Here is a 21388-nt window from a genome sequence, read left to right as displayed (position 1 = left end):
CTTAGAGTGAGGTATTTCTGATGGGCATTAGGACTGGCGAAGAGTACATTCAGAGTCTTAGGGGCAGAAAGCTGAAAATTTTCCTGTTTGGCGAATTAATTGAGAATTATGTAGATCATCCAATGATTAGACCATCAATTAATGCACTTGCTGAAACATATGATTTAGCTGTTCGTGAAGAAGAGCTTGCATCTGCTCAATCATCAATCTCTGGAAAACGTGTAAACCGATTTTTGCACATTGCAGAAAGCGCACAAGACTTGGTAATGCAAAATAAAATGCAAAGAAAGCTTGGACAAAACACTGGAACATGTTTTCAAAGATGTGTAGGAATGGATGCAATCAACTCTCTACATTCTACAACATATGAAATTGATGAAAAGCATGGAACAAACTATCACAAACGACTGTTAGATTTTATCAAAATGATGCAAGAAGAAAATTTTGTAATCGGTGGAGCAATGACTGATCCTAAGGGTGATAGAAGTCTTGGACCATCAGAGCAAGTTGATCCTGACATGTTTGTTCATATTGTAAAAGAAGATGACAAAGGAGTTTACGTTACAGGAGCAAAGGCACACCAAACTGGATGCATTAATTCACACTGGATTATCTTGATGCCAACAATTAGACTAACGGAAAACGACAAGGATTATGCTATTGTAGGTGCAATTCCAGCAGATGCAGAAGGTGTCACATACATCTATGGCAGACAATCCTGTGATACACGAAGCATGGAGGAAGGAGATCTTGATGCAGGCAACTCTATGTATGCTGGTCAGGAGGCCATGATAATTTTAGATAATGTGTTTATTCCATGGGATAAGGTATTCATGCACGGCGAATACGAATTTGCCTCAATGTTGGTAGAGAGATTCACTTGCTATCATAGAAGAAGCTATGTATGCAAAACTGGATTAGGTGACGTCTTAATTGGTGCAGCTGCTACCATCGCAGATTATAATGGAATTCCAAAGGTATCTCATATCAAAGATAAACTAATTGAGATGACACATCTTAACGAATCAATCTTTGCTGCGGGAATTGCATCTTCTTATCAGGGACAAAAAATGAAGTCAGGAGTTTACCTAAATGATGACATGCTTGCTCAAGTTTGCAAACACAACGTTACTAGATTTCCATATGAGATTGGCAGACTAGCGCAAGACATTGCAGGCGGTCTTGTTGTAACTCTACCATCAGAGAAGGACTTTAGACATCCAGAGGCTGGACCAATACTCCGCAAATATCTAGCGGGAAGAAAGGGCGTGGATGTTGAAAACAGAATGAGAGTATTGCGATTAATTGAAAACATGACCATGGGTAGAAACGCAGTTGGCTATCTTACTGAATCAATGCATGGTGCAGGTTCACCACAAGCTCAGAGAATTCAGATTGCAAGACAGATGCAGCTAGGATACAAGAAAAACTTGGCAAAACATCTTGCAAAAGTAAAAGATGACTTTGAGGAACCAAAAGAACAATCTGAATACTTTAAGCGAGTATTCAAACTACCATCTGAAAAATAATCTAGTCTTTCTTATCTGATTTTGTATCTTTAGTATCTAAAGACTCACCGGATTTTTCATTTGAATTTAACCCTGATTCTTTAGAGTATTCAGAATCTTTTGGAATGTTATCAAGATCAGTCAAGTTCTGTACATCTTGCTTTGGCTGGGTCAAATCAGTAAATTTAGAATCAATATCTTTTGATGCATCTTTTGTCTTTTCATTCTTCTTTTTTGAGAACTGTTTTGCTACCATGACTCCAATGATTATAACAATGATGATGTAGTTGATTGGAGGCTGTAGTATTCTTGTAATGTATCCAACTTGTGGAATTACGTATGCAACTTGTCCGATATACTCTTCTTCTGTTATTGGAAAGTCAGTGCCAGGTATTGAGGCAGGATTTGCATCTCCTTTGGTTCTAATTGTGAGAGGATCCTCATTGATAATTGAAGCTACCCTGTGAACAATCACTCTGTCATGATCTGATGGACGATTAAAGACAATAATGTCCCCAACCTCAACTTCTTCAAACGGCTCGTTTCCTTGAACCACTAAAACATCATACACCTGCAAAACTGGAATCATACTGCCACTAGATACAACATAGAATGGATTCTGAGTTCCAAATACTAGCTGCAATCCAATCCAAATTATAATTACACCAACTACTACTATGATAATGTCTTTGATGACACCCTTTGAAATTGAGATTGCAGTCAACTAGATTCCAGCCTATTCTTTCATTAGATAAATCTTAAGATAGACTAGATCTTTGTTCCACATTCTTCACAGAATTTTGAACCTGCTTTGTTAACAAAATTGCAACTAGGACATTTTCCTGAATCAGTTGGCGTCTGTACTGGTGGAGCAACTGTGGGTGGTGCTTGAGATGCAGCAGAGGATGTTCCAACCAAAACAATTTCTCCAACTTTTTTGATATTACTCCAAGGAATGGTTTGATCAGAACCGTTGTTATTACTAATTACCAAAACTAGTGATTGAGATGAATCAATGCCAATTTGTTTTGCAGTACCAATTCTCTTTGCTTCTTCATTGTATACTGCCATTCCAACTATTGAGCTAACAGAACCAACAGGTTGAGATTCAGCAGCTGGTGGTGAACTCTGTTGTGTGGAAAAGCTTGGAGTTGGTGGTGACATTGGAGGCTCTGGAATGCTTTGTGGTTCTGGTTCTGGCTCTGTAAATGAGGGAGGCTCTGTTGTAGTTTGTGGTGGTGTAAATGTTTGCTCTGGTGATTCAAATGGATTTGATTGCTCCATTGGTCTTGCATTACCAACATCTGTCATCTCATCTGGTTTTCTAAACTCCCTGTACTCTGCTAGTGTTGAGCCACAAGTAGCACAGATGTATTGTCCTTTTTCAAGTAAAATTAAATTTTCAGCAACTTCTTCGTTTGGATTTTCATATTCGATTCTAGGGCTACCTTCATAGTCTTTCTCACATGTATTGCAAAAATATTTTGAAATTGTATCTGAATCTAATCTCCCAATTGGTGCCAAAAACAAATCAGGGCCTCCAAGATTCCCTTTTCTTTGTTGGTCATCATTGACGCTTGCCATGATGTAGCCTCCTGATCCTCTCAACTTCTTTATTCGGAGATCAGAACTCATAATTCAGTTTCATTCAAAGGGAATTTAAGTATATTTCACAAAGTAATATTTAGAAAGTTATCAATTCCAAGCGCACAAATTCTGGTGAACATATTTAGGTGTGTTCGATTAAGGCATAACTGCTATGGGAATTACTCAAATTTCTGATACCAAAACATGGGAAACCGACGTCATGAATTCTTCATTACCGGTCTTTGTTGACTTTTGGGCCGAATGGTGTGGTCCTTGTAGAATGGTTAGTCCAGTTGTAGAGGAACTTGCAGCTGAATACGAAGGCAAAGTAAATTTTGTTAAAGTAAATGTAGATGAGGCCAACGAATTGGCATCAAAATACAATGTTTTTAGCATTCCAACTTTGGCCATATTTAGCAAAGGTCAAGTAGTCAGTCAACAAGTGGGTGCTGCTTCAAAGGAATCATACAAAAATATGATTGACAGAGCACTAGAGAAAGCATAGAACCTTTTTTCTTATTTCATTCTTTTTAATCTAAAGTAATTAATAATACAATTCATAGAATTGTATCATGTCGCTTGGTGAAGTTGATACACTTAACCTGTTAACTGAGAAGCTTGAAAATTTGTTCAATGATTCTCAAGGTTACTATGAAAGTTTTCTTGATGCAAACAATCTCTACAAGAATGGAAAACTATCTGATTCTGAATTCTTTCAAAAACTTGGTGATTACGTAGTAGCATATTCTGCTTTGGAATTTTTATCAATCAAAGTTATCTTGGAATTAAAAAAGTCAATTGACAGAATCGCTGGAGGCAAGGCACCTGGCGGAACTCAATCTCCAGGACTGATGCCCGGAATGGGCTCTGGAATGATGGGTGGAGGAATGGCTGGCGGAATGGCAGCAGCAAACCAAGCTAGAGTTGGAACTGCAGGAAATCCAGCAGGCGCACCACCAAGCATTGTCTCTGCAAAACAAGGATTTGGAGACATTGGAACACTACCATCACCTGATCCATCACTAGTCTCAAGACCTAAAGGCCCTGCATGTTCTGCATGTGGAGCACAACTAAGACCAAATGCTAAATTCTGTACCAAATGTGGTACTAAAGCTCAATAACTAATCCTGAGTACTACCGCACTCGGGACAAAACTTTGCTGAAGCAGAAATTTTTGCACCACAATCTGAACAAAACTTTCCACTACCACTAGATTCTTTGTTTGGATTTCCATACATGCCAGAAGTTCTTACAGCACCTGTTGGCTCGTAATGCTCTTCATCAATTATGTTGACAGGCTCAAAGTCTTTTTCTTCAACGTATGTGTATACTCTGGGGATAGTCTTTTCTTTATTTTCTGGATCTGGAATGGTATCTCCCAACCAAAATGCAAATCTCATCAGTGTTAACTCTGGTGTGGAAAATGCTAGAGTGTGACTTGACATGTAATCTTCTGCAGCCTGCTTTCCGTTTAGAACCTTCATGGAGAGCAGTAATAATGAATTATGTATAATAGTTTCTAGTTTGGTGGACCGGGAGGGAATTGAACCCTCGACATCCGCGTTGCGAACGCGGCATTATACCCCTAAACCACCGGCCCTCTAAATACAGATTTTTGATCTGCTTTTATTCATTTACTCAAACTAAAATATCCTAAGAGAGACTAACAGACATGACATATGATCTGGTAATTACTGATTCACATGTGATATTACCGCAAGGAATGGTTCAAAAAAACATTGTAATTGATGAGGGCAAAATTGTACAAATTACAAATGACACACCAAGCTCTGATCATAAAATTAACGGAAACGGTCTAGTCTCAATTCCAGGACCAATTGACACACATGTTCACTATGGAGTTTACTCCCCAATAGATGAGGCAGGCATTACAGAATCTCATGCAGCAGCGATAGGTGGCATTACAACTATGATGAGAATGCTAAGACTGGGAGACTCTTACAAAAAGTCCCTACCAGTACAACTTGATGCAAGCTCTCAAGTGCACTATGTTGATTATACAATTCATGCCTCAATTTTCAATGATTCGCAAATCAATGAGATGGAATTTTGCACCCAAAAGGGAGTCACATCATTCAAGCTTTACATGAATCTTGGAGGTGATGTGGGACATGTCTACATGGACATGGCTCCAGGCTCTACAAAACTGCATGATGCAAGAGTTGAGGTAAACTCTGAAATTGTACGAAAAGTTGTCCAAAAGGCTGCTCAGCTAAAATGCCCAGTTTTGGTTCATGCAGAAGACTATGAATCATGTGCATGTGGAATCAAAACTGCAAAAGAAAAGAAGCAAGATGGTTTAGGTGCATGGTCAGAGAGCCGCTCACCTGACTATGAAGCAAAAGCAATCAAAACTGTTTCAGAATTTGCAAGACAGTACAACTGTACCATTTACTTTGTTCATATTGGCTCCTCAAAAGCCCTTGAGCAGATTCGCATAGAGCGAAAAAACGGAACTAAAATTTTTGTCGAGACATGTCCTCACTATCTTACTCTGTCACATGACAAACAAAAGGGCTACCTTGCAAAAGTAATGCCACCAATTAGATCATCAGCAGATGTAGAACACATCTGGAATGGCATAAAACAAAACGAAATAGATACTGTAGGAACTGATCATGTAGCTAATCAACTAAAACTAAAACTTGGTGGTTCTGATGTCTGGGGTGCACTTGCAGGATTCCCAGGAATTGGAACTGTATTGCCTATTCTGCTTAGTGAAGGAGTCAACAAAGATAGAATTAATCTGCAGCAACTAGTAAAGCTGACTAGTACCAACGCTGCAAAAATTTTTGGAATGTATCCACAAAAAGGCTCCCTTGAGAAAAACACTGATGCAGACATTACCATAATAGATCTCAAAAAAGAAAAAAAAGTTACAACTGAACTATTTGGTGGATTCTCTGATTATTTGGTTTATGATGGATGGAATCTAAAGGGATGGCCTGTGAAAACAATTGTTCGTGGAGAGATAATTGCAGAAGATTTCCAAGTTGTTGGTAAACCAGGCTATGGTAAACTGGTACAAAGAAGCATCTGATAATTGATTAGTTTTTTACCTATGATGACCTATAGTACAGTATGGTATTGATATGGATTGGAATTGCAGTGGGAATTCTAATAGGAATTGTACTATTACGTAAAATTTTCAAATCGGGAAAATATGAGCGATTTAGCATTAACGCAGGATGTCGACGTTGTGGATATCCTACAAATGGATTGTCATGCCCAAGATGTGGCGAATCTCAAAGAAAAACAAGGTGATTTCATGATTGATAATCTTGGTCAATATATTGTTCCAATAGTTATAGCATCAGCTGTTGGAATCTTTATTGGAACACGTTTGTGGATATTATTCAAAAAATAATCCTAAAGAAAGGTGGCCCTCTTTGTCATTACTGCAAATAATGCTTTTGGTAGAGGATCAAGCGTCCCATAATACACTGTTGGTTTTATGCTGTTTATCTCAAATCCGTTTTCAAACGCATTGATGATGTCATTTTTTGAAAATCTATACGGTCCTTCATCTTGTGGAAGATCTTTTTCGTCTTTGCTCATTACTTTAAGAAATAAGATGGAACCATCACGCATAATTCTCCTAATCTCTCTCATGTAATCGCGTCTTTGGAATTGATCAAAGATGTGATAGCATCCTCTGTCTAGTACATAATCAAACGAATGGTCTGGCAGCCTAGAATGCAAAAAATCATCTACAAAAAATTTTGCTTCTTTTGATGTCTCTTTTGCTTTGTTAATGGCATTATCTGAAATGTCTGTACCAACTACCTCAAAGCCTAACTTTGCTAGCTGTGCTGCTTGAGTGCCTGGTCCAGTTCCTAGATCCAAAAATCTTCCTCTACTCAGCCTTTGATTTTTTATCTCTTCTGCCAAGTCTGCGTCAAGCTCTTCCTCATACCATGGCATCTTTTTTATCTCATTTTCTTTGTAGTATGCATCCCAACTTGGTAGGTTGTTTTTATCATCCAATTTAGTTTAGCAAACAGAGAATTTGCTGTAAATTAAAGCCTAGGGTATAGCGATCAGATTTGAGGCATACCACAACAGCAGAGCTATTTCCATATAATATTTTGAATAAGGTACTTTATGTCATTAGTACAGATTCACAAAAATTGGCAACCTGAGCCAACAAAAACACTGGTTGAAAGAACACCAGCTCAAGAAGGCACAAAACTTTCTCTTCCCTCAAACGTTACCTGGCAAGACCTTCGAGGATTGTCCTGGATAATGCTAGATGATTGGAGTGATTAGAATGCGTAGAAGCAAAAAATCTATCTGGATTCATAGAAATGGAAATGTCTATGTGAAATTCGTGCACCCACAATTTCTATAATTCTCCCTCCTTTTCACATAGCAACACGTTAATTTGATGAGTGATTCATTAGCCTCAGAACAAAATGAAGGCAAGATTTAATGGAAAATGTGTTGAATGCGGCGAAGCAATCAAAGTTGGAAAGGAAATTTTAAAAAATTCTAAAGGTAATTGGGTTCATAAAGCATGCTGTGATTTAGAAGAAGAACTCCCTTAATTTTAAAAAACTAAATTTTACTTAGTATCTTTTTCTTCTTTTCACGAAATTCTTTTTCCGTAATGACTCCTTCTTTTCTCAGCTTTCCAAGCTTCTCTAGTAGAATTAACTGATCCTTTGCAGATGATTTCATCGACTTTGTCTTTTTGACTCCTTTTGAGACATCCTTTTTTATCTTGACACTAAATTTTGCTCCTTTTTTGAGTAGGGAATCACTTACCTTATGTCCTTTGCTGGTAGCCTGTTTGAACATCTCTTGGGATTTTTGTTTTGAAATTTCATCGATTCGTGTTCTCTTTTTTGCTAAAATTCCTAATTCTTTTGTCTTCTTTTTTGCCAAGTTTGCTTGGACTTTTAATTTCTGCAAGATCTCATTTTTGGATTTTTCTTTGAATCTTCTTTGGTATTCCCTGAGAAGTAATACTGGAAATGGAGAATACTCTACATCAAGATAATATCTGATTATTGTATCATCAGGCAGTGTCTTTAGATAAGCTATAACCGATTCTTCTGATTTTAATTCCACATTGAAGCTATGTATTCTCGTCTTAAAAAGATTCAAACATATAATAAAATAAAAATGCACAAGAAAATTTCTTAAATTTTTATAATTTGTTTAGTATGGAGTGCCTTTCTGTCTTTGCTGCTTCATAGCTTCCATATACCATTCAAATTCATCTAGGAATCGCTTTACTCGTTTTTCATGCTTTTCATCAAGAAGATTTCCATTTTCATCAAAGACTGTTTGAACCTTGGAAATGGGATATGTAGAAGAAATTGCAGGCGTTCCCATCTCTGATAAAATCTGCCTCAAATGTGCTGCAGCATTTACTCCTCCAAAACCACCAACAGAATATGACACAATTGCAGAAGGCTTGAAAAAGTACTCTTCTAAAAAATAATCCAGCGTATTCTTCATAGCTGATGAAGTGCTGTGATTATACTCTGGAGTAATTGGAAGATAACCATCAGCATCTACAATCATCTGTCTTAATTTTTTTAGATTTTCAGGAGGATTCTCCATTTCCTTGTACATTCTATCCAGTAATGGTAAATTCAATTCCATTGGATCTATGAAAAAGACTTGATGGCCTCGCTCCTTTAGTTTTTGCTCCATCCATTTGGCAACCTTTATCCCATTTCTATCACGTCTAACTGAGCCAACTATCATTGCTACCTTGAACATAATTTTTCCTTGTACTATTCCAATAAAACTATTTTAGCAAAAAATACTATGGAACATGCATTCCACCACACAACACAACAAGCTGTGCGATTAAGTAGAAAATTTCCATGAGGATCTTTTTGTTTTCAAACTATTAAGATTATCCAAAATCATGGTACAACTCTCGAATGTACCAATTTGTCTTTTATCCAGAACCGTGTAATACTATTTGTTCAGATCATAGTGGATGAGAAACTACTAACACGCTTATTCATTGTTGTCATTTGTTTCTCATCCATTAAATCCCGTATTAGATGATGCCACATGAGAAAAAGAGTTACATTTTCAATAGATAGTTCCTTGGAAGAAAAGATTCGCCAGATTCAAGCCAAAAAAGTTCAAGAAGAACAATACTGGTATAGTTTTTCAGACACTGTTAATTTTTTACTAAACGAATATTTCTCAAAATAAATACTGACTCTGATACTCATCATATCTGTTCTAGAATTGTACCGGTATAATTTTTGAATGTACCAATTTGATTTTTAATCCATGACATAATTCCTGTCTAATGACTAATCTAAACAAGAACAAACTTCCATTGTTACTTGGAACAGCATTCTTGGCAATCACAATTGCTTATGGCGGAACAGTCTTTGCAAGTCATAGCTTTGAACTAGGAGCTGCAGCAGGTACCATTCCTGATAACACACACATCAGACTAAATGATATCACAATGCAACCAGGGGATATCTTCCCATTGTATGATTCTAGCCCAAACTATGTCTCAGGACACGTCTTGCTTAAAGCACCATGCGAGCCAGTAGCTGAAGGTGAAGATACCTACCAACCAACAATTGCACTAATTGCTGGCCATGTGGATGAGAACCTTGAGCACGCAAACATGCAGCTAGTTCCATTGTATTATATCAACGCAATATCAAAAACTACTGAACCAAGTAGTTGCATTTACCATGCACACATCCCAGACCCATTAAACGGTGGTGCACCAAGAGTGACTGATATTGATTTGATTAACCTCTCCGATGAGGCAATCTCATTTGGTGATGTTGATGTTGTTGATATTAACATACAACAAGTACTAGGAAGCATTGGAACTGATCAATACCATGACGGTCCAGTATTAGGATTTGGTCCAGGTGACCACAACCCAGTATATGACCTCAACGATGAAGACCCTCATAATGATGGTCTAGGACATTCATAGGAGAAATATGAAAATGAAACATACTACTCTTAGTCTCCTTGGTGTAATGGCAGCAGTCACACTGATCTCTGTCATTGCTTCTCAAGAGGCATATGCACATGGTAATATCAAAATACCATTGACTATTGCAAACGGAGAGCAAAGAACCGTTCAAGTCGTTTTGGGACATACTAATGAACCATCTTATGGAAATGAACCAGGTACATGGGATGGTATTCACGGTGTTGACATCACAGTTAGGGATGCTGACACCAAGTTACCAATCAAGACAGCCAACCTCAAAGTAGACAAATACTTTTTCAAAAATCAAAAGAAAGTAGACAAAGCTTCTGTTCCATTTAATCCAACAGATGCTGATGCTAAAGATTTGGGCGTTACAGCTGGTGCTGTATTTGGTCAACCAGGAAAGTTCCTTGCAAGACAAATGGTAATTGATGGAATTTACGGATACCGTGTATATGGTACTGTAACATACTTTGATGGTACAAACGTTCCTGTAGACTTTACAGGATTCTGTAGTGATGCATCCAAATTCAACTCTCCAGGATTCTCTGGCGGATATGGTTGCATTGGTGACATCAAAGATACTAAATTTCCAGGTAAAAAACACAAAATGAAGGATTAAGACAGCAAAGTCTTTTTCACTTTTCTTTTCTTTTTATTTTTTATTCTAAGTATGGTTAAGCTGCAATTCTATATCTACCATAAATGATATAGACATTAGCTAAAAGCAAAGCCATTGCAGCACCAATAAACCACTGACTAATTGATGCCCACTCTATTTGGTATTCCATGTTTGAGCTAAGAAGTGTGAATATTTCGTTTAGAGTTTTTTCATCTACAGATTTGAAATATTTTCCATTTGTCTCATCTGCAATTTTCTTCAGAGTCTGTTCGTCTAGCTCAACATATTGTGGTTCCCCATACACGTCATTTCTTAGAAATACTGGCTCTTCAGAACCTAGACCAATTGTGTGAATCTGAACATTGTTCATCTTAGCATAATCTATGGCCTCATCAGGCGTGATTAAGCCAGAATTATGAACACCATCACTAAGAAGAATGAGAATATTCTTCTTGTCTGGGATTGATGATACCATATCAATTCCCAAAGACACTCCGTCTCCAAGGGCAGTTGCTCCCTGACTCTGTTGTATTGATGAAATGGCATCAATGGTTTTCTCCTTGACTGGTGTCATGTATGAGATTGTAGTTGCTCCTGATTCAAAAAGAACTATTCCAACATTGTCATTTTGATTTAATTTTCCTACCAAACTACTGACTGCTCTTTTAGCCGCCTCCATTCTCGTTGGCTGATAATCTTTTGCTGACATGCTTTCCGAACCATCAATTACTATACTTAGATTAATTCCCTTTTCGACTGAAAATGATGGTATCTGTGGATTTGCCAGTGCAATGATTATTAGAGATACAACTATCAGTAATAACACAAATGGAAGATGTTTTCTAAGAAAACTTTTTCCAGAAATTGCTTTTTTTATTATGCTCAATGAGCTAAATTTCAAAAGTGATTCTTTTTTACTAGAGTTGTATTTTGAATACAAGAAAAACAATCCTGGAATTATTGCAAGTAACAATAATGCTGGCAAGAACTCAAACTGAATATTCATTGTAAGTGTGACCTCATCTTGTTTCTAAAATATTGATTGAATGTAATGTCAAATGGTTCTTCATTACTTAAATTCAACATATCAATGCCTAACTTTCGTGCATCATAATGAATTTTTTTTGATGCATCATCGATTAGTTTTGTGTATTGCTCTTGGAATCTCTTATCCGAAGTATTTACTAAAATTTGTTCTCCAGATTCAGCATCTTCCAAGTATGCATGTCCAATATCTGGAATTACTCTTTCACGAATATCTGAAATATTTACCAAGATTACCTGATGTTGTAATTTTAAGAGCTGCAATGGTTTAGAAAATGAATCTGACAAGAAATCCGAAATAATTATGACTACACTGCGCCTTCTTAATTTTTTGTAAAGATCTGAGATTGACTGAAAGATGTTTGTCTCCTTGCTTGAAGGATTATGATCTAAAAGCTGCTGAAGAATCTGTAGCATATGCCTTTTTCCCTTCTTGGCTGGAACAAACTTTTCCAGGGTATTTGTAAAAACTCCCATTCCAACTCTATCATTATTTTTTAATGCAGAAAATATCAGTGATGCAGTAATTTCAAAGGCAAGCTCTTTTTTGCTCTTCTCAAAGCCAAAATCGTTACTGGCTGACAAATCCACTACCACATAGACGTTTAGCTCCTTTTCCTCAACAAATTCCTTGACAAACAGGTTATCGTATCGAGCAGAAACATTCCAGTCAATTCTTCTGGCATCATCTCCAGGCATGTAACCACGCACTTCTGAGAACTCTATTCCGCCACCTCGAAATCGAGAGCGGTATCCTCCTGATTCCATTCCTTCAACTAGGGTCTTTGTATTGATTTCAAGATTTTTTATCTTCTTTAGGAGCTCAGATAAATTAGTCATTGCTACGGTGTAGTGATCTTTTCTAAAACAAAGTCGATTATCTTATCTGTGTTAATTCCGTTTGCTTCTGCCTCAAATGTCAGAATAACTCTGTGTCTGAGAACTTCATGTGCAACTTCCTTTACATCTTCAGGAATTACGAATCCCCTTCCATTGAGTAATGCATTTGCCTTTGCTGCTCTCATCAACCAAATTGAGGCTCTTGGCGATGCTCCAAACTCTATCATGCTAGCTAGATCAAGTTCGTACTCTTTTGGATTTCTTGTTGCGTTTACAATGTCTGCAATGTATTCTGTAATTACTTTGTCTGCATAGATGTTTTCATTAAATTTCTGAATCTCAATGATCTCTTCTGGTTTAATCAATGACTTTACTGATTCTTCATAACCGTTTGAATTGCGCTCAATAATTGATACTTCTTCATCTTTTGAAGGATAACCAATCAAAATCTTTAGTGCAAATCTGTCTACTTGTGCTTCAGGTAGCTTGTATGTTCCTTCATTTTCTATTGGATTTTGTGTTGCAAGAACTAGAAACGGTTTTGGTAGCTTGAATGTGTCACCATGAATGCTTACTTGTCTTTCCTGCATGGCTTCTAATAATGCTGATTGAACCTTTGGTGGTGCACGATTAATCTCATCAGCTAGAACAAAGTTGTGAAAGATTGGTCCTTTCTGGGTTACAAAATTTCCTGAAACATTTTTGTAAATTTTTGTTCCAAGAATGTCTGCAGGTAATAGGTCTGGAGTAAACTGAATTCTAACATCCTCTACATTGAAAATATTTGCCATTGTCTTTACCATGAGTGTTTTTGCCAAACCTGGTACACTTTCAAGTAGAACATGACCATTTGCAATAACTGAAATGAGAATTTTTCTAATTACATTCTGTTGTCCAACTATTACCTTCTGGGACTCTTCTAATACACTGGATAATTTTTGAGCATACTCTTGTGATTTCTGATTTAGATCTTCTATGTCCTTATTTGATATTTGAAAATCGGGTTCATACTCTCTCAGTGCCAATATTGTATTTTCTGAGTTTTTGCATTAATAGCAAAGTGGTTCATTCTAAGAATGTACCAATTTTCATTATAGTTGTTTTTTGCCTTTGAATTCTTGAAATTGACTATACGGGAATCATTTCTGTCCATTTTTCATGATTCACACACGTGTACTTGATTTTGGAGATTTATCATGCAACAAATTATTCGATTCAAAAAATTTCTACTTTGTCTGCTTTTGTTACCACTGATACTTTATACAAATCCAATCTATGCAGCACATCCTGATATCCAAATTGATTGGATGATAGAGGGACAGCTGAATTCTGGATTACAAACATCTTCAAATCAAATCATCTCAAATTATGAAAACATCATAGAGGAGCAAAAAAAAGAATCTGAAAAAGTGTACTATGATAAATTTGTTACAGGTAATGGTTACAGCATTGGTGATCATGCAATAACCATAGAATCCGAAGAAGGTCAAATACTAAACAAAGTCTTAATTGATCAAAGAGATCTGAGTGAGGAAAACTGGTTACACAAAATAAAATATCATGATAGATATTCAGATGGCTATGTTGAAGTCGCTGAAGCACTTTTAGATCCAGTAGGAGAACAACGATACATTATTCGTGGTGTTGCATTTGATTATTATCCAAACTCTAATTTGGAATTATTTCTACTTGAACGTGGTTATGATCTTGATGATTTGGAAGCAATTCCAAACGGTGTCTTCTCACCAGCTGCATTAGATAAGGCAAGAGAGATTATTGCTAACAGTCAAAAATACGGTGGAGAGTTTGATCTAAATGAACTGTCACCTAACTACTTGAGATTAGATCAAACCCAAATGCGTGAACGCATGATAGAGGATCTAACTGCTCAAAGTCAGCAAATATTTGAAGAACTACTTACTGGTAAGAAACTTCAACCTGATGGATCACTAAAAGAATTAGAGGTAATGGTTTCAACACCTCAAGACACTAGGAGCAGGATATTTGATAATCTAAAATTAGAAAGACCGCAATTTGAAAATACAAAGCATATCAGAGATGCACTCAATGAAAGACCAATCTTTGAACTACAACCAACAACATCAATTGACAACTATGTGATACTGATTATGATACCCGTAGTTGTTGCATTGATTGTTTTGGGATATTTGATGCACAAAAAGCCTTGGGAAAGAAAATTAGAGGCACCGTTATTGCAAACTGTTTCAACCCAAGTTGATTTCAAAAAACAAACAGCAGTAATGCTTGATGAATCAATTTCTCTATTCAATGGCGGACAAAGAAAGGATGCATATGAAAAACTCAGTCAGGCAATAAGATACTACTACTGCAACAGATTTGGCATTACTTATGAAATGACTAGTATTGAGCTAATCTCAATTATTCGAAAATCCAACATTGCAGAATCTGACGCTGTACAACAATGGTTAATGCACTGTGCTAGTGTGGAATTTGCAAAATTAGAGCCTAGTATGACTAGATTTAACGATATTACGTCAAACTTTGCCCATTTGATTAAGTAGGACTCTTTGAGTCCAATACAGATGCATCACAGGATAAAAATTGACCAGTCCACTTTGTGTATCCAATGAATTTCCTACTTTCAAATTCTTTTACATCATAAAGACTGACAGTGTTTTTTCCTACCGGTAAATTATTACTATCAAAAAATGTGATCTGCAAATCAACGTTTTGTTTTTGCCTTTCATCATTGTTGTATTGTCCTGAAATCTTTACTAGTCCAAAATCATCTCGTTGGCATGAAAAATTCTTTATTCCAAAAATTTTAGATTTTTCTGGCTCTCTATTAATTATTTTTTCATCTTCATCTGATGAATTTTTTTGTAAAACATAATCCAGTCTTTCATTTACTTTTTGATTTTTGTATTTGGCAATCTTTTGTAAAATTTCGCTCATGAATCTTGTTGATGGCTCACTTCGGTCAATCAGAAGATTTTTTTTGCCATACTCATAATGTTCATTATACTCATCATAAATCACAACTTGAATTATCATGTTATCATAATTGCATGAGGTTACTGCACCCTCATATGTATAACTAAAAAAGCAATCCGAGTTGTCACTTGGTGATCCTACCATATATGCTCTTGAAAAAATACTTCCTTCACTATCTTTTTCAAAAGAATTCCAATAATTTTCTAAATCTTTTTTGTTGTTAAATTCTGTTATCTGCATCATCATTGATGGAACTTTGTATTTGTTGAATATCGGATCATGCATACGCTTGATGTCTTTTAGAATAATTTTCACAGAATCAACAACTCCTTCTTTTTCTTCAAATTCATATTCGGTTGAAACAAACCTCCAAATCGTTCCTTGAGTAAATCTAGATATTTCCTCTTGGGTCAAGAGATATTTTTCTAGACTAGAGTCGTGCGTATCCTCTTCTGAAAATATACTGATTTCAGGATTATACTCCATAATTCCCATGTTTCTCAAATAATGAAGTGTTCGAAGAAACTGTTCATCAGTAATCTTTCCTTCAACCCACCATGCAGCTCGCTCTTTAGCCCATAGCGGTATACTTTGATTGTCTTTTCCTACAAATACGCCAGTCTTTTCATTGATTTCATTTTTTGGAACAAGCAAAACCGATGATTCATCTAAAGTAACTTCGGAAGGAATAATCTGACTATTTAGAACATTCTCAATCAAGTCGATAAATTCTTGGTCAGAAATTTTTTCATTTACCCACAATTCTATTACTTGTTTAATCCAATTTGGAAGAATTGATTCCTCTTCACCAAATACAGATGATGCAGATGGAAAAACAATCAGTATGCTGAAAATAATTAAAAATAATTCTTCATATGTCATAATTTTTTATTTTGAAAAAAAATTAATAGATAATTGGTACATTCTTAGAATGAACCATTCTACTTTTAATAAAAATTTTATCTAAAAACATTGTACAATGGTAAAGGCATCACAACTAATGATATTTGTTCTATTAGCAACTTTGGTGATGTCTATCCCAGTGCAAAGTGCATCTTCTGAATCTGGATTCTCAAATACAAAAAAGGCAACAGGTGTAATTATGAAATTTTGTTCAAATCAGGCAATGACGATGCAAGAATGTGATGAAAAATATGAAGGCTACACATGGACAGACAGAGTTAATGTCTTAATTTATGCTCCAGGATGGAATGAGGATGAACTCTTAATTGATCACATTGGTGAGGCATATGGAAGCAAGATTACAATTGCAACTAGAGATTACAAGGTTACAACAGCAGTCTTTTCAGAAACTGGACCCGATACAGGACTTTTCTTTGGTGTTGTGAAACTAAATGGTCAACACTATATTGTTCATAATGAAAATGGTCAAACAGTAAAGGCACACGGTCACACCTCATCTAATTATGGTGAAAATATTACCCCCAATTGTAGACCATCGAGTAGTGGTGGACACGGCCACGGGTTCATATTCCCATTAATCAAATTACACTCTTTCTTATTTTCAGGAATGCTTAACACATTCCTCCCTGAAGCACATGCCCAAATGATGCATCATAAGCCAGCATGTTCTGATGCCATACTTGGTAGTGCTTATGATGTAGCTGCAAGATTAACAACAAACTTCCAAAACGGTGCTGTAACAGTATCATGGGAAGCAAATGACAATGTTGTAGTTTCAAAGACTGCAACATGGACATGGAGAATGGGTGAGATATCCTTTGATAAGGAAACTTTTACCACTGATGAACTAGTCACATTTACCTTGCATGATGCAGATTTATGGGTACATCATGCAGAATTCTTCACATATTGGATTCGTGCTTGGTCTGAATCTGATGAATCTGGAATTTATGTCCCTGTACAGTTCATCCCAAACCATGATCATGGTTCAGCCGTTGAATATGAAGGAATAAGTGAACCATTATCAGAACCTGCAGCATCATCACTTACAAAATACACTCCTGATGGAAAATGGAAGATATACTTTTGGTGGGAACCAGGAGGTGTAATTGGAGTTGATCAAGATTACCATCTTAATCTAATGGTACATACTGGAAAGACTGACATTCACCAAAAGAAGCTTAGCTATGATATGGAAATTTACTTTAATGGTGAGCTAGTTGAAACTAGAAACAACCGCTACTTTGATGATGGACACGGCATTGAGCCAATCAGATTTGATGAACGTGGTTCTGTCAAAGTTGTAGTCAAGAATGTGTTTAATTCTGGATTAGGTGAAGACTTTTCTTTCCAAGTCGCACCTGAAGCTGTTTTACAACAAATTGTTGGCAAACACAGTGCTTTCAAAAAGGCTGGTCAAACACCAGAGTTTGAAGGTCGTACACATGCACACTTTATTGATGTCCTTAAAGGAGAATTCCGTGTTACCACTGATGATTCCTCAGACAAATTAGACAGACTACGTGTATCTGATCAAGATACTATCTACATTGAATATACTGATTTGACACTACCAAAACCATTCTCACGTCAAGATCAAGTGGATATAACTTCCAAGGCAATAATCTATGATTTACCCTACAGCAAAGGAATAATGAATGGAAATACAGACATTACATCTCCATCTGAAGAGCCTTCTGTAATAACACCAACTCAAGAAACCAAACCAAACAAAGTTCTCATTACTCCAGTTGCTACCGATATAGTCATACCTGATTGGGTAAAGAAAAATGCAGCCTGGTGGGGCGATGTTAAAATTGATGATAAAGAGTTTGCAAGTGGAATAGAGTATCTAATTCAACAACGAATAATCGAAATTCCAACATCAGAAGAAACAACAGATGAAGAAGTAATCAGTGAAACATCGATTCCTGATTGGGTAAGAAACAACGCAGTATGGTGGTCAGAAGGTCACATCTCTGACATTGAGTTTACAAATGGAATCCAGTTTCTGATCTCATCTGGTTTAATCAAAGTCTAAACCTTTTTGTGACCTTGAAATTTTTCTAAATTGATAACTTTGAATAATTATTTTCTCTTTGGAATTATCTCATTAATTCTGATAGCTGGAACTAGTGAGGTATACGGACATGGGTTAGGAAGTGTTGAGAGTGAATCAATCAAGATAGGAAATGATTATCTCAAAGTCAAAGTTGAAACAAATCCCGATGTACTAAAGGGCGATGAGAATGAGATCGATTTCTCTGTCACTACTATCGACGTAGACTCTATGAATTCTGTCTCATCCATAGAGTATAACATAGAAATCCATGATGGGCAAACAAATGATTTGATTGCATCATTTGATGCATTCTCACCAGAACAGCAATTATCAATAAAGATCATTCCAGATTCAAAGCTAAATTATTCTGGAGAAAAAACTCCTAACGGAAAATGGATTGGAACTATTACAAGTCCGCTTGTGATTAAGGGCCCATTATTTTTAGAAGGCGGACTAGTAAACGTCAAAGTCACAATTCTCTCAATCAATGGAAAAACTATCTCTGGTAATGATAGAACCTTTGAAACTTTACTTACAATTGGTGAGTATATTCCATTCGAGATTGACATTAAAAATAAAAAATATCACCTTATGTTTGCCACATATTTTGACAAGATAGAAGAATTTTCATTTGATGAGAAAAATAAAAAATTAACTGCACTCATGCCATTTAACTGGGACAAAAAATTCATTGAAAAAATACCCTTTGTTCATGCAGAGTATTATCTCCCAAAATCAATTACTGAATTTAACAATCACGATATTTTGATGACTGTAAATGATATCTCGATTCTAGGAACAATAGATCGTTCAGGTGATGAAGAAATAGTAGTTCATTTTTTGATTCCTACTCAGAAACTGCTCAAACTCTATGACCAAATCCCTGCTAATCAGCGTGACAGAATAGTTTTTGGAATTGAATCTGGGAATCAACGAGAAGTAGAAAAGAGTGATGCAATTCTAGAAGAAGGAGAAAAATCAATCAAACTATCAACTCAAGAAGATTGGAAGTTTCATTTGTGGTTGAGCCCAAAGGGCAAAATCAATCCAAATAATGATGTTACATTGAACATTGAATTTCATGATCCTGTATCTAATGCATTGATACCACAGATATCATACGATCTAGATGTGTTACTAAATGGTAAAACTGTAAAGTCTCAAACACAAAGAGAGACACCAGATGGAAAGGACTCTATCAGGGTAAAATTTGACACTACAGGTGCAGCAATAGTAAAAATTTCTAATGTGAATAATTTTGATACCTCTGGAGAATTTTCATTCAGAGTATCCGAAGCAAAAGAAGTTACTACAAAAGGAGATCATGAAGTCTCAATTAGATCTGGATCATCATCTCCGGGATGCGAAAGAAATGATTCGTGTTATGAACCAAAGTCAATATCAGTTCAACAAAATGAAGTTGTAGTTTGGAAAAATAATGATAATGCTGCTCATACTGTAACATCTGGAATTCCGTCATCTGGGCCTTCGGGTGTTTTTGATAGCGGAATCATTGCAACCAAACAAAGTTTTTCATACAAGTTTTCATCTGCAGGTGACTTTGATTATTTCTGTACATTGCATCCTTGGATGATTGGAAGTGTTTCTGTAAAGAATGCATCCGATGATATCCCACAATGGGTTAAGAATAATGCTAAATGGTGGTCTGATGAACAAATCTCAGACAAAGACTTTGCAGCTGGATTAGAATATTTGATAAATGAAAAAATCATCAACGTTCCAGCATCAACTACCACACAGGAAAGCACTGAAACTACAATTCCCAATTGGCTTCGAACAAATGCAAAGTGGTGGTCTGATGGAACTTTGTCAAATTCTGAATTTTTGCAAGGGGTAGAATGGATGATAACAAACGGGATCATAAGGGTAGGAAGCTAGTCAATAAGCCAATTTTTCGATATTTGAACCAGTTTTTTTAAATTCCTAGAAGAGTCATTGTAGTTACTTGTTTAGGCCCAGTCAGATCTTAGAGAGAAAATCAACCCTGTTTAGTATAGTGGTTGCAGGAGTGGTAGGAATACTAGCTGCACCTGTAATCTTACCTCATATCTTTCATGGTTTCCATATTGCCCACATTCTCTTGCATGTAGGCGGAATAACTTTGGCTACTTTTCTTACAATTCTAAGTGTCATGGCATACGTCAGAGTTCATTCAAAGAGACTTTTGATAACAATTTTTGCATTCTCCACCTTTGTTATGGCAGAAATAGTTACTTTGCTTGATGCAACATGGCCAAGCTTGTATAACTTGGGTGATCTAGCTTTATTAGAGGTTGGCCACCTTTTGATGATAATGAGCTTGGGTTTGTTGGCTATGGGTGTATTTCGAAATGACTAATGAAAGAACCACACATTTGATTCAGGTAATTGAAAAAAATCCTGGAATAAAGTATAGAGAGATTATGCGTTTTACGGGACTAAAAAACGGTGTACTAAGTCACTATTTGGATAAGCTTGTAAAATCTGGATTAGTCCAAGTTGTCCGTGAACCAAGACAGACTAGATTCTATCCATTAGAAGTTTCCGAAACAGATTCAAAGATTATTAAAAATCTCCGACGTACCACTACAAGAAAAATCATTCACAGCTTAATGATTAACAAAGAAGGCTTGTCATTTAATGAAATTGTAGATAAAGTAAACAAGGCACCATCTACTGTATCATTTTATGTATCACAACTAGTTGATGAAGGTATTTTATCACTATCACTACAGGATAGAAAGAAAATATTTCTAGTCAAGGATAGAGATTCTGTAGATAAACTAATTGAAGATTATCAGCCTGGATTATTAGATAAGCCTGCAACCGGACTGGAAGATATTATTAACGCGTTATAACAA

22 protein-coding genes and 1 tRNA gene are annotated in these 21388 nt (G+C 36.2%); 12 read left to right on the top strand and 11 right to left on the bottom strand.

The window, feature by feature from the left end:
* Window positions 1-20 precede the first annotated feature (20 nt).
* A complete protein-coding gene (locus DWQ18_08960; protein RDJ33264.1) occupies window positions 21-1529 on the top strand; it encodes a 4-hydroxybutyryl-CoA dehydratase in 1509 nt (502 codons plus the stop codon).
* A gap of 1 nt (window position 1530) precedes the next feature.
* On the opposite strand, the gene DWQ18_08955 is transcribed toward DWQ18_08960, so the two are convergent.
* Together DWQ18_08955 and DWQ18_08950 are read right to left on the bottom strand one after the other, a co-directional pair.
* Window positions 1531-2232, bottom strand: coding sequence for a signal peptidase I (locus DWQ18_08955; GenBank protein RDJ33263.1), 702 nt, complete (start codon window positions 2230-2232; stop codon window positions 1531-1533).
* Window positions 2233-2276: 44 nt separating this feature from the next.
* Window positions 2277-3143 carry a hypothetical protein gene (locus DWQ18_08950; protein ID RDJ33262.1) on the bottom strand — a complete coding sequence of 289 codons (867 nt, stop codon included), beginning with the start codon at window positions 3141-3143 and terminating at the stop codon, window positions 2277-2279.
* Between the two features lie 124 nt (window positions 3144-3267).
* Here DWQ18_08950 and trxA point away from each other — a divergent pair, with 124 nt between their 5' ends.
* Both trxA and DWQ18_08940 read left to right on the top strand, forming a co-directional pair.
* Window positions 3268-3600 (top strand): thioredoxin, encoded by a 333-nt coding sequence (trxA, locus tag DWQ18_08945; protein ID RDJ33261.1) that lies wholly within the window; start codon window positions 3268-3270, stop codon window positions 3598-3600.
* 67 nt (window positions 3601-3667) lie between these two features.
* Window positions 3668-4216 (top strand): zinc ribbon domain-containing protein, encoded by a 549-nt coding sequence (locus DWQ18_08940; protein RDJ33260.1) that lies wholly within the window; start codon window positions 3668-3670, stop codon window positions 4214-4216.
* Here DWQ18_08940 and DWQ18_08935 read toward each other — a convergent pair whose 3' ends face one another.
* Window positions 4217-4579 (bottom strand): zinc ribbon domain-containing protein, encoded by a 363-nt coding sequence (locus tag DWQ18_08935; protein ID RDJ33259.1) that lies wholly within the window; start codon window positions 4577-4579, stop codon window positions 4217-4219.
* A gap of 41 nt (window positions 4580-4620) precedes the next feature.
* Window positions 4621-4695, bottom strand: a tRNA-Ala gene (locus tag DWQ18_08930).
* A 72-nt stretch (window positions 4696-4767) separates the two neighbouring features.
* On the opposite strand from DWQ18_08930, the gene DWQ18_08925 reads away from it, so the two are divergent.
* Both DWQ18_08925 and DWQ18_08920 read left to right on the top strand, forming a co-directional pair.
* Window positions 4768-6156 (top strand): dihydroorotase, encoded by a 1389-nt coding sequence (locus DWQ18_08925; GenBank protein ID RDJ33258.1) that lies wholly within the window; start codon window positions 4768-4770, stop codon window positions 6154-6156.
* Window positions 6157-6279: 123 nt separating this feature from the next.
* Entirely contained in the window at window positions 6280-6483 is a 204-nt protein-coding gene (locus DWQ18_08920; GenBank protein ID RDJ33257.1) for a hypothetical protein, read from the top strand.
* A gap of 2 nt (window positions 6484-6485) precedes the next feature.
* On the opposite strand, the gene DWQ18_08915 is transcribed toward DWQ18_08920, so the two are convergent.
* The 3 genes from DWQ18_08915 to DWQ18_08905 all read right to left on the bottom strand — a co-directional run bounded on the left by DWQ18_08915 (window position 6486) and on the right by DWQ18_08905 (window position 8852).
* Window positions 6486-7103, bottom strand: coding sequence for a class I SAM-dependent methyltransferase (locus DWQ18_08915; protein RDJ33256.1), 618 nt, complete (start codon window positions 7101-7103; stop codon window positions 6486-6488).
* Window positions 7104-7673: 570 nt separating this feature from the next.
* Window positions 7674-7916, bottom strand: coding sequence for a hypothetical protein (locus DWQ18_08910; GenBank protein ID RDJ33460.1), 243 nt, complete (start codon window positions 7914-7916; stop codon window positions 7674-7676).
* Window positions 7917-8279: 363 nt separating this feature from the next.
* Window positions 8280-8852 carry an NADPH-dependent oxidoreductase gene (locus tag DWQ18_08905; protein RDJ33255.1) on the bottom strand — a complete coding sequence of 191 codons (573 nt, stop codon included), beginning with the start codon at window positions 8850-8852 and terminating at the stop codon, window positions 8280-8282.
* 547 nt (window positions 8853-9399) lie between these two features.
* Here DWQ18_08905 and DWQ18_08900 point away from each other — a divergent pair.
* Both DWQ18_08900 and DWQ18_08895 read left to right on the top strand, forming a co-directional pair.
* Window positions 9400-10056: a hypothetical protein gene (locus DWQ18_08900; protein RDJ33254.1), complete on the top strand. Its 657-nt coding sequence runs from the start codon at window positions 9400-9402 to the stop codon at window positions 10054-10056.
* A 7-nt stretch (window positions 10057-10063) separates the two neighbouring features.
* A complete protein-coding gene (locus tag DWQ18_08895) occupies window positions 10064-10681 on the top strand; it encodes a hypothetical protein (GenBank protein RDJ33253.1) in 618 nt (205 codons plus the stop codon).
* Between the two features lie 55 nt (window positions 10682-10736).
* On the opposite strand, the gene DWQ18_08890 is transcribed toward DWQ18_08895, so the two are convergent.
* The 3 genes from DWQ18_08890 to DWQ18_08880 are packed head-to-tail and all read right to left on the bottom strand — an operon-like array spanning window position 10737 to window position 13590.
* Window positions 10737-11687, bottom strand: coding sequence for a VWA domain-containing protein (locus DWQ18_08890; GenBank protein ID RDJ33252.1), 951 nt, complete (start codon window positions 11685-11687; stop codon window positions 10737-10739).
* Window positions 11684-12565: a DUF58 domain-containing protein gene (locus tag DWQ18_08885; GenBank protein RDJ33251.1), complete on the bottom strand. Its 882-nt coding sequence runs from the start codon at window positions 12563-12565 to the stop codon at window positions 11684-11686. Before DWQ18_08885 ends, DWQ18_08890 begins: the two co-directional genes overlap by 4 nt.
* Window positions 12566-12567: 2 nt before the next feature.
* Window positions 12568-13590, bottom strand: coding sequence for a MoxR family ATPase (locus tag DWQ18_08880; protein ID RDJ33250.1), 1023 nt, complete (start codon window positions 13588-13590; stop codon window positions 12568-12570).
* Between the two features lie 216 nt (window positions 13591-13806).
* Between DWQ18_08880 and DWQ18_08875 the strand changes: the two genes are divergently transcribed.
* On the top strand, window positions 13807-15108 hold the full coding sequence (locus DWQ18_08875) for a hypothetical protein (GenBank protein ID RDJ33249.1): 1302 nt from the start codon (window positions 13807-13809) through the stop codon (window positions 15106-15108).
* Here DWQ18_08875 and DWQ18_08870 read toward each other — a convergent pair.
* The gene (locus DWQ18_08870; protein RDJ33248.1) at window positions 15101-16423 is read right to left on the bottom strand and encodes a hypothetical protein; all 1323 of its coding nucleotides are present in this window, start codon (window positions 16421-16423) and stop codon (window positions 15101-15103) included. The two genes, DWQ18_08875 and DWQ18_08870, sit on opposite strands and share 8 nt — an antisense overlap.
* 97 nt (window positions 16424-16520) lie before the next feature.
* Here DWQ18_08870 and DWQ18_08865 point away from each other — a divergent pair, with 97 nt between their 5' ends.
* The 4 genes from DWQ18_08865 (at window position 16521) to DWQ18_08850 (ending at window position 21385) form a co-directional block, all read left to right on the top strand.
* Entirely contained in the window at window positions 16521-18506 is a 1986-nt protein-coding gene (locus tag DWQ18_08865) for a hypothetical protein (GenBank protein ID RDJ33247.1), read from the top strand.
* Between the two features lie 39 nt (window positions 18507-18545).
* Window positions 18546-20426, top strand: coding sequence for a hypothetical protein (locus DWQ18_08860; protein ID RDJ33246.1), 1881 nt, complete (start codon window positions 18546-18548; stop codon window positions 20424-20426).
* Between the two features lie 67 nt (window positions 20427-20493).
* Window positions 20494-20886, top strand: a complete 393-nt coding sequence (locus DWQ18_08855; protein RDJ33245.1) for a hypothetical protein — start codon at window positions 20494-20496, stop codon at window positions 20884-20886.
* Window positions 20879-21385, top strand: a complete 507-nt coding sequence (locus tag DWQ18_08850; protein RDJ33244.1) for a winged helix-turn-helix transcriptional regulator — start codon at window positions 20879-20881, stop codon at window positions 21383-21385. The genes DWQ18_08855 and DWQ18_08850 overlap by 8 nt, the downstream gene beginning before the upstream one ends.
* Window positions 21386-21388 lie beyond the last annotated feature (3 nt).

It is taken from the genome of Thermoproteota archaeon, assembly GCA_003352285.1.
Classification (GTDB): Archaea; Thermoproteota; Nitrososphaeria; order Nitrososphaerales; family Nitrosopumilaceae; genus PXYB01.
Note: the sequence above shows the minus strand (reverse complement) of the source record. Positions and strands in the feature narration are given on the sequence as shown.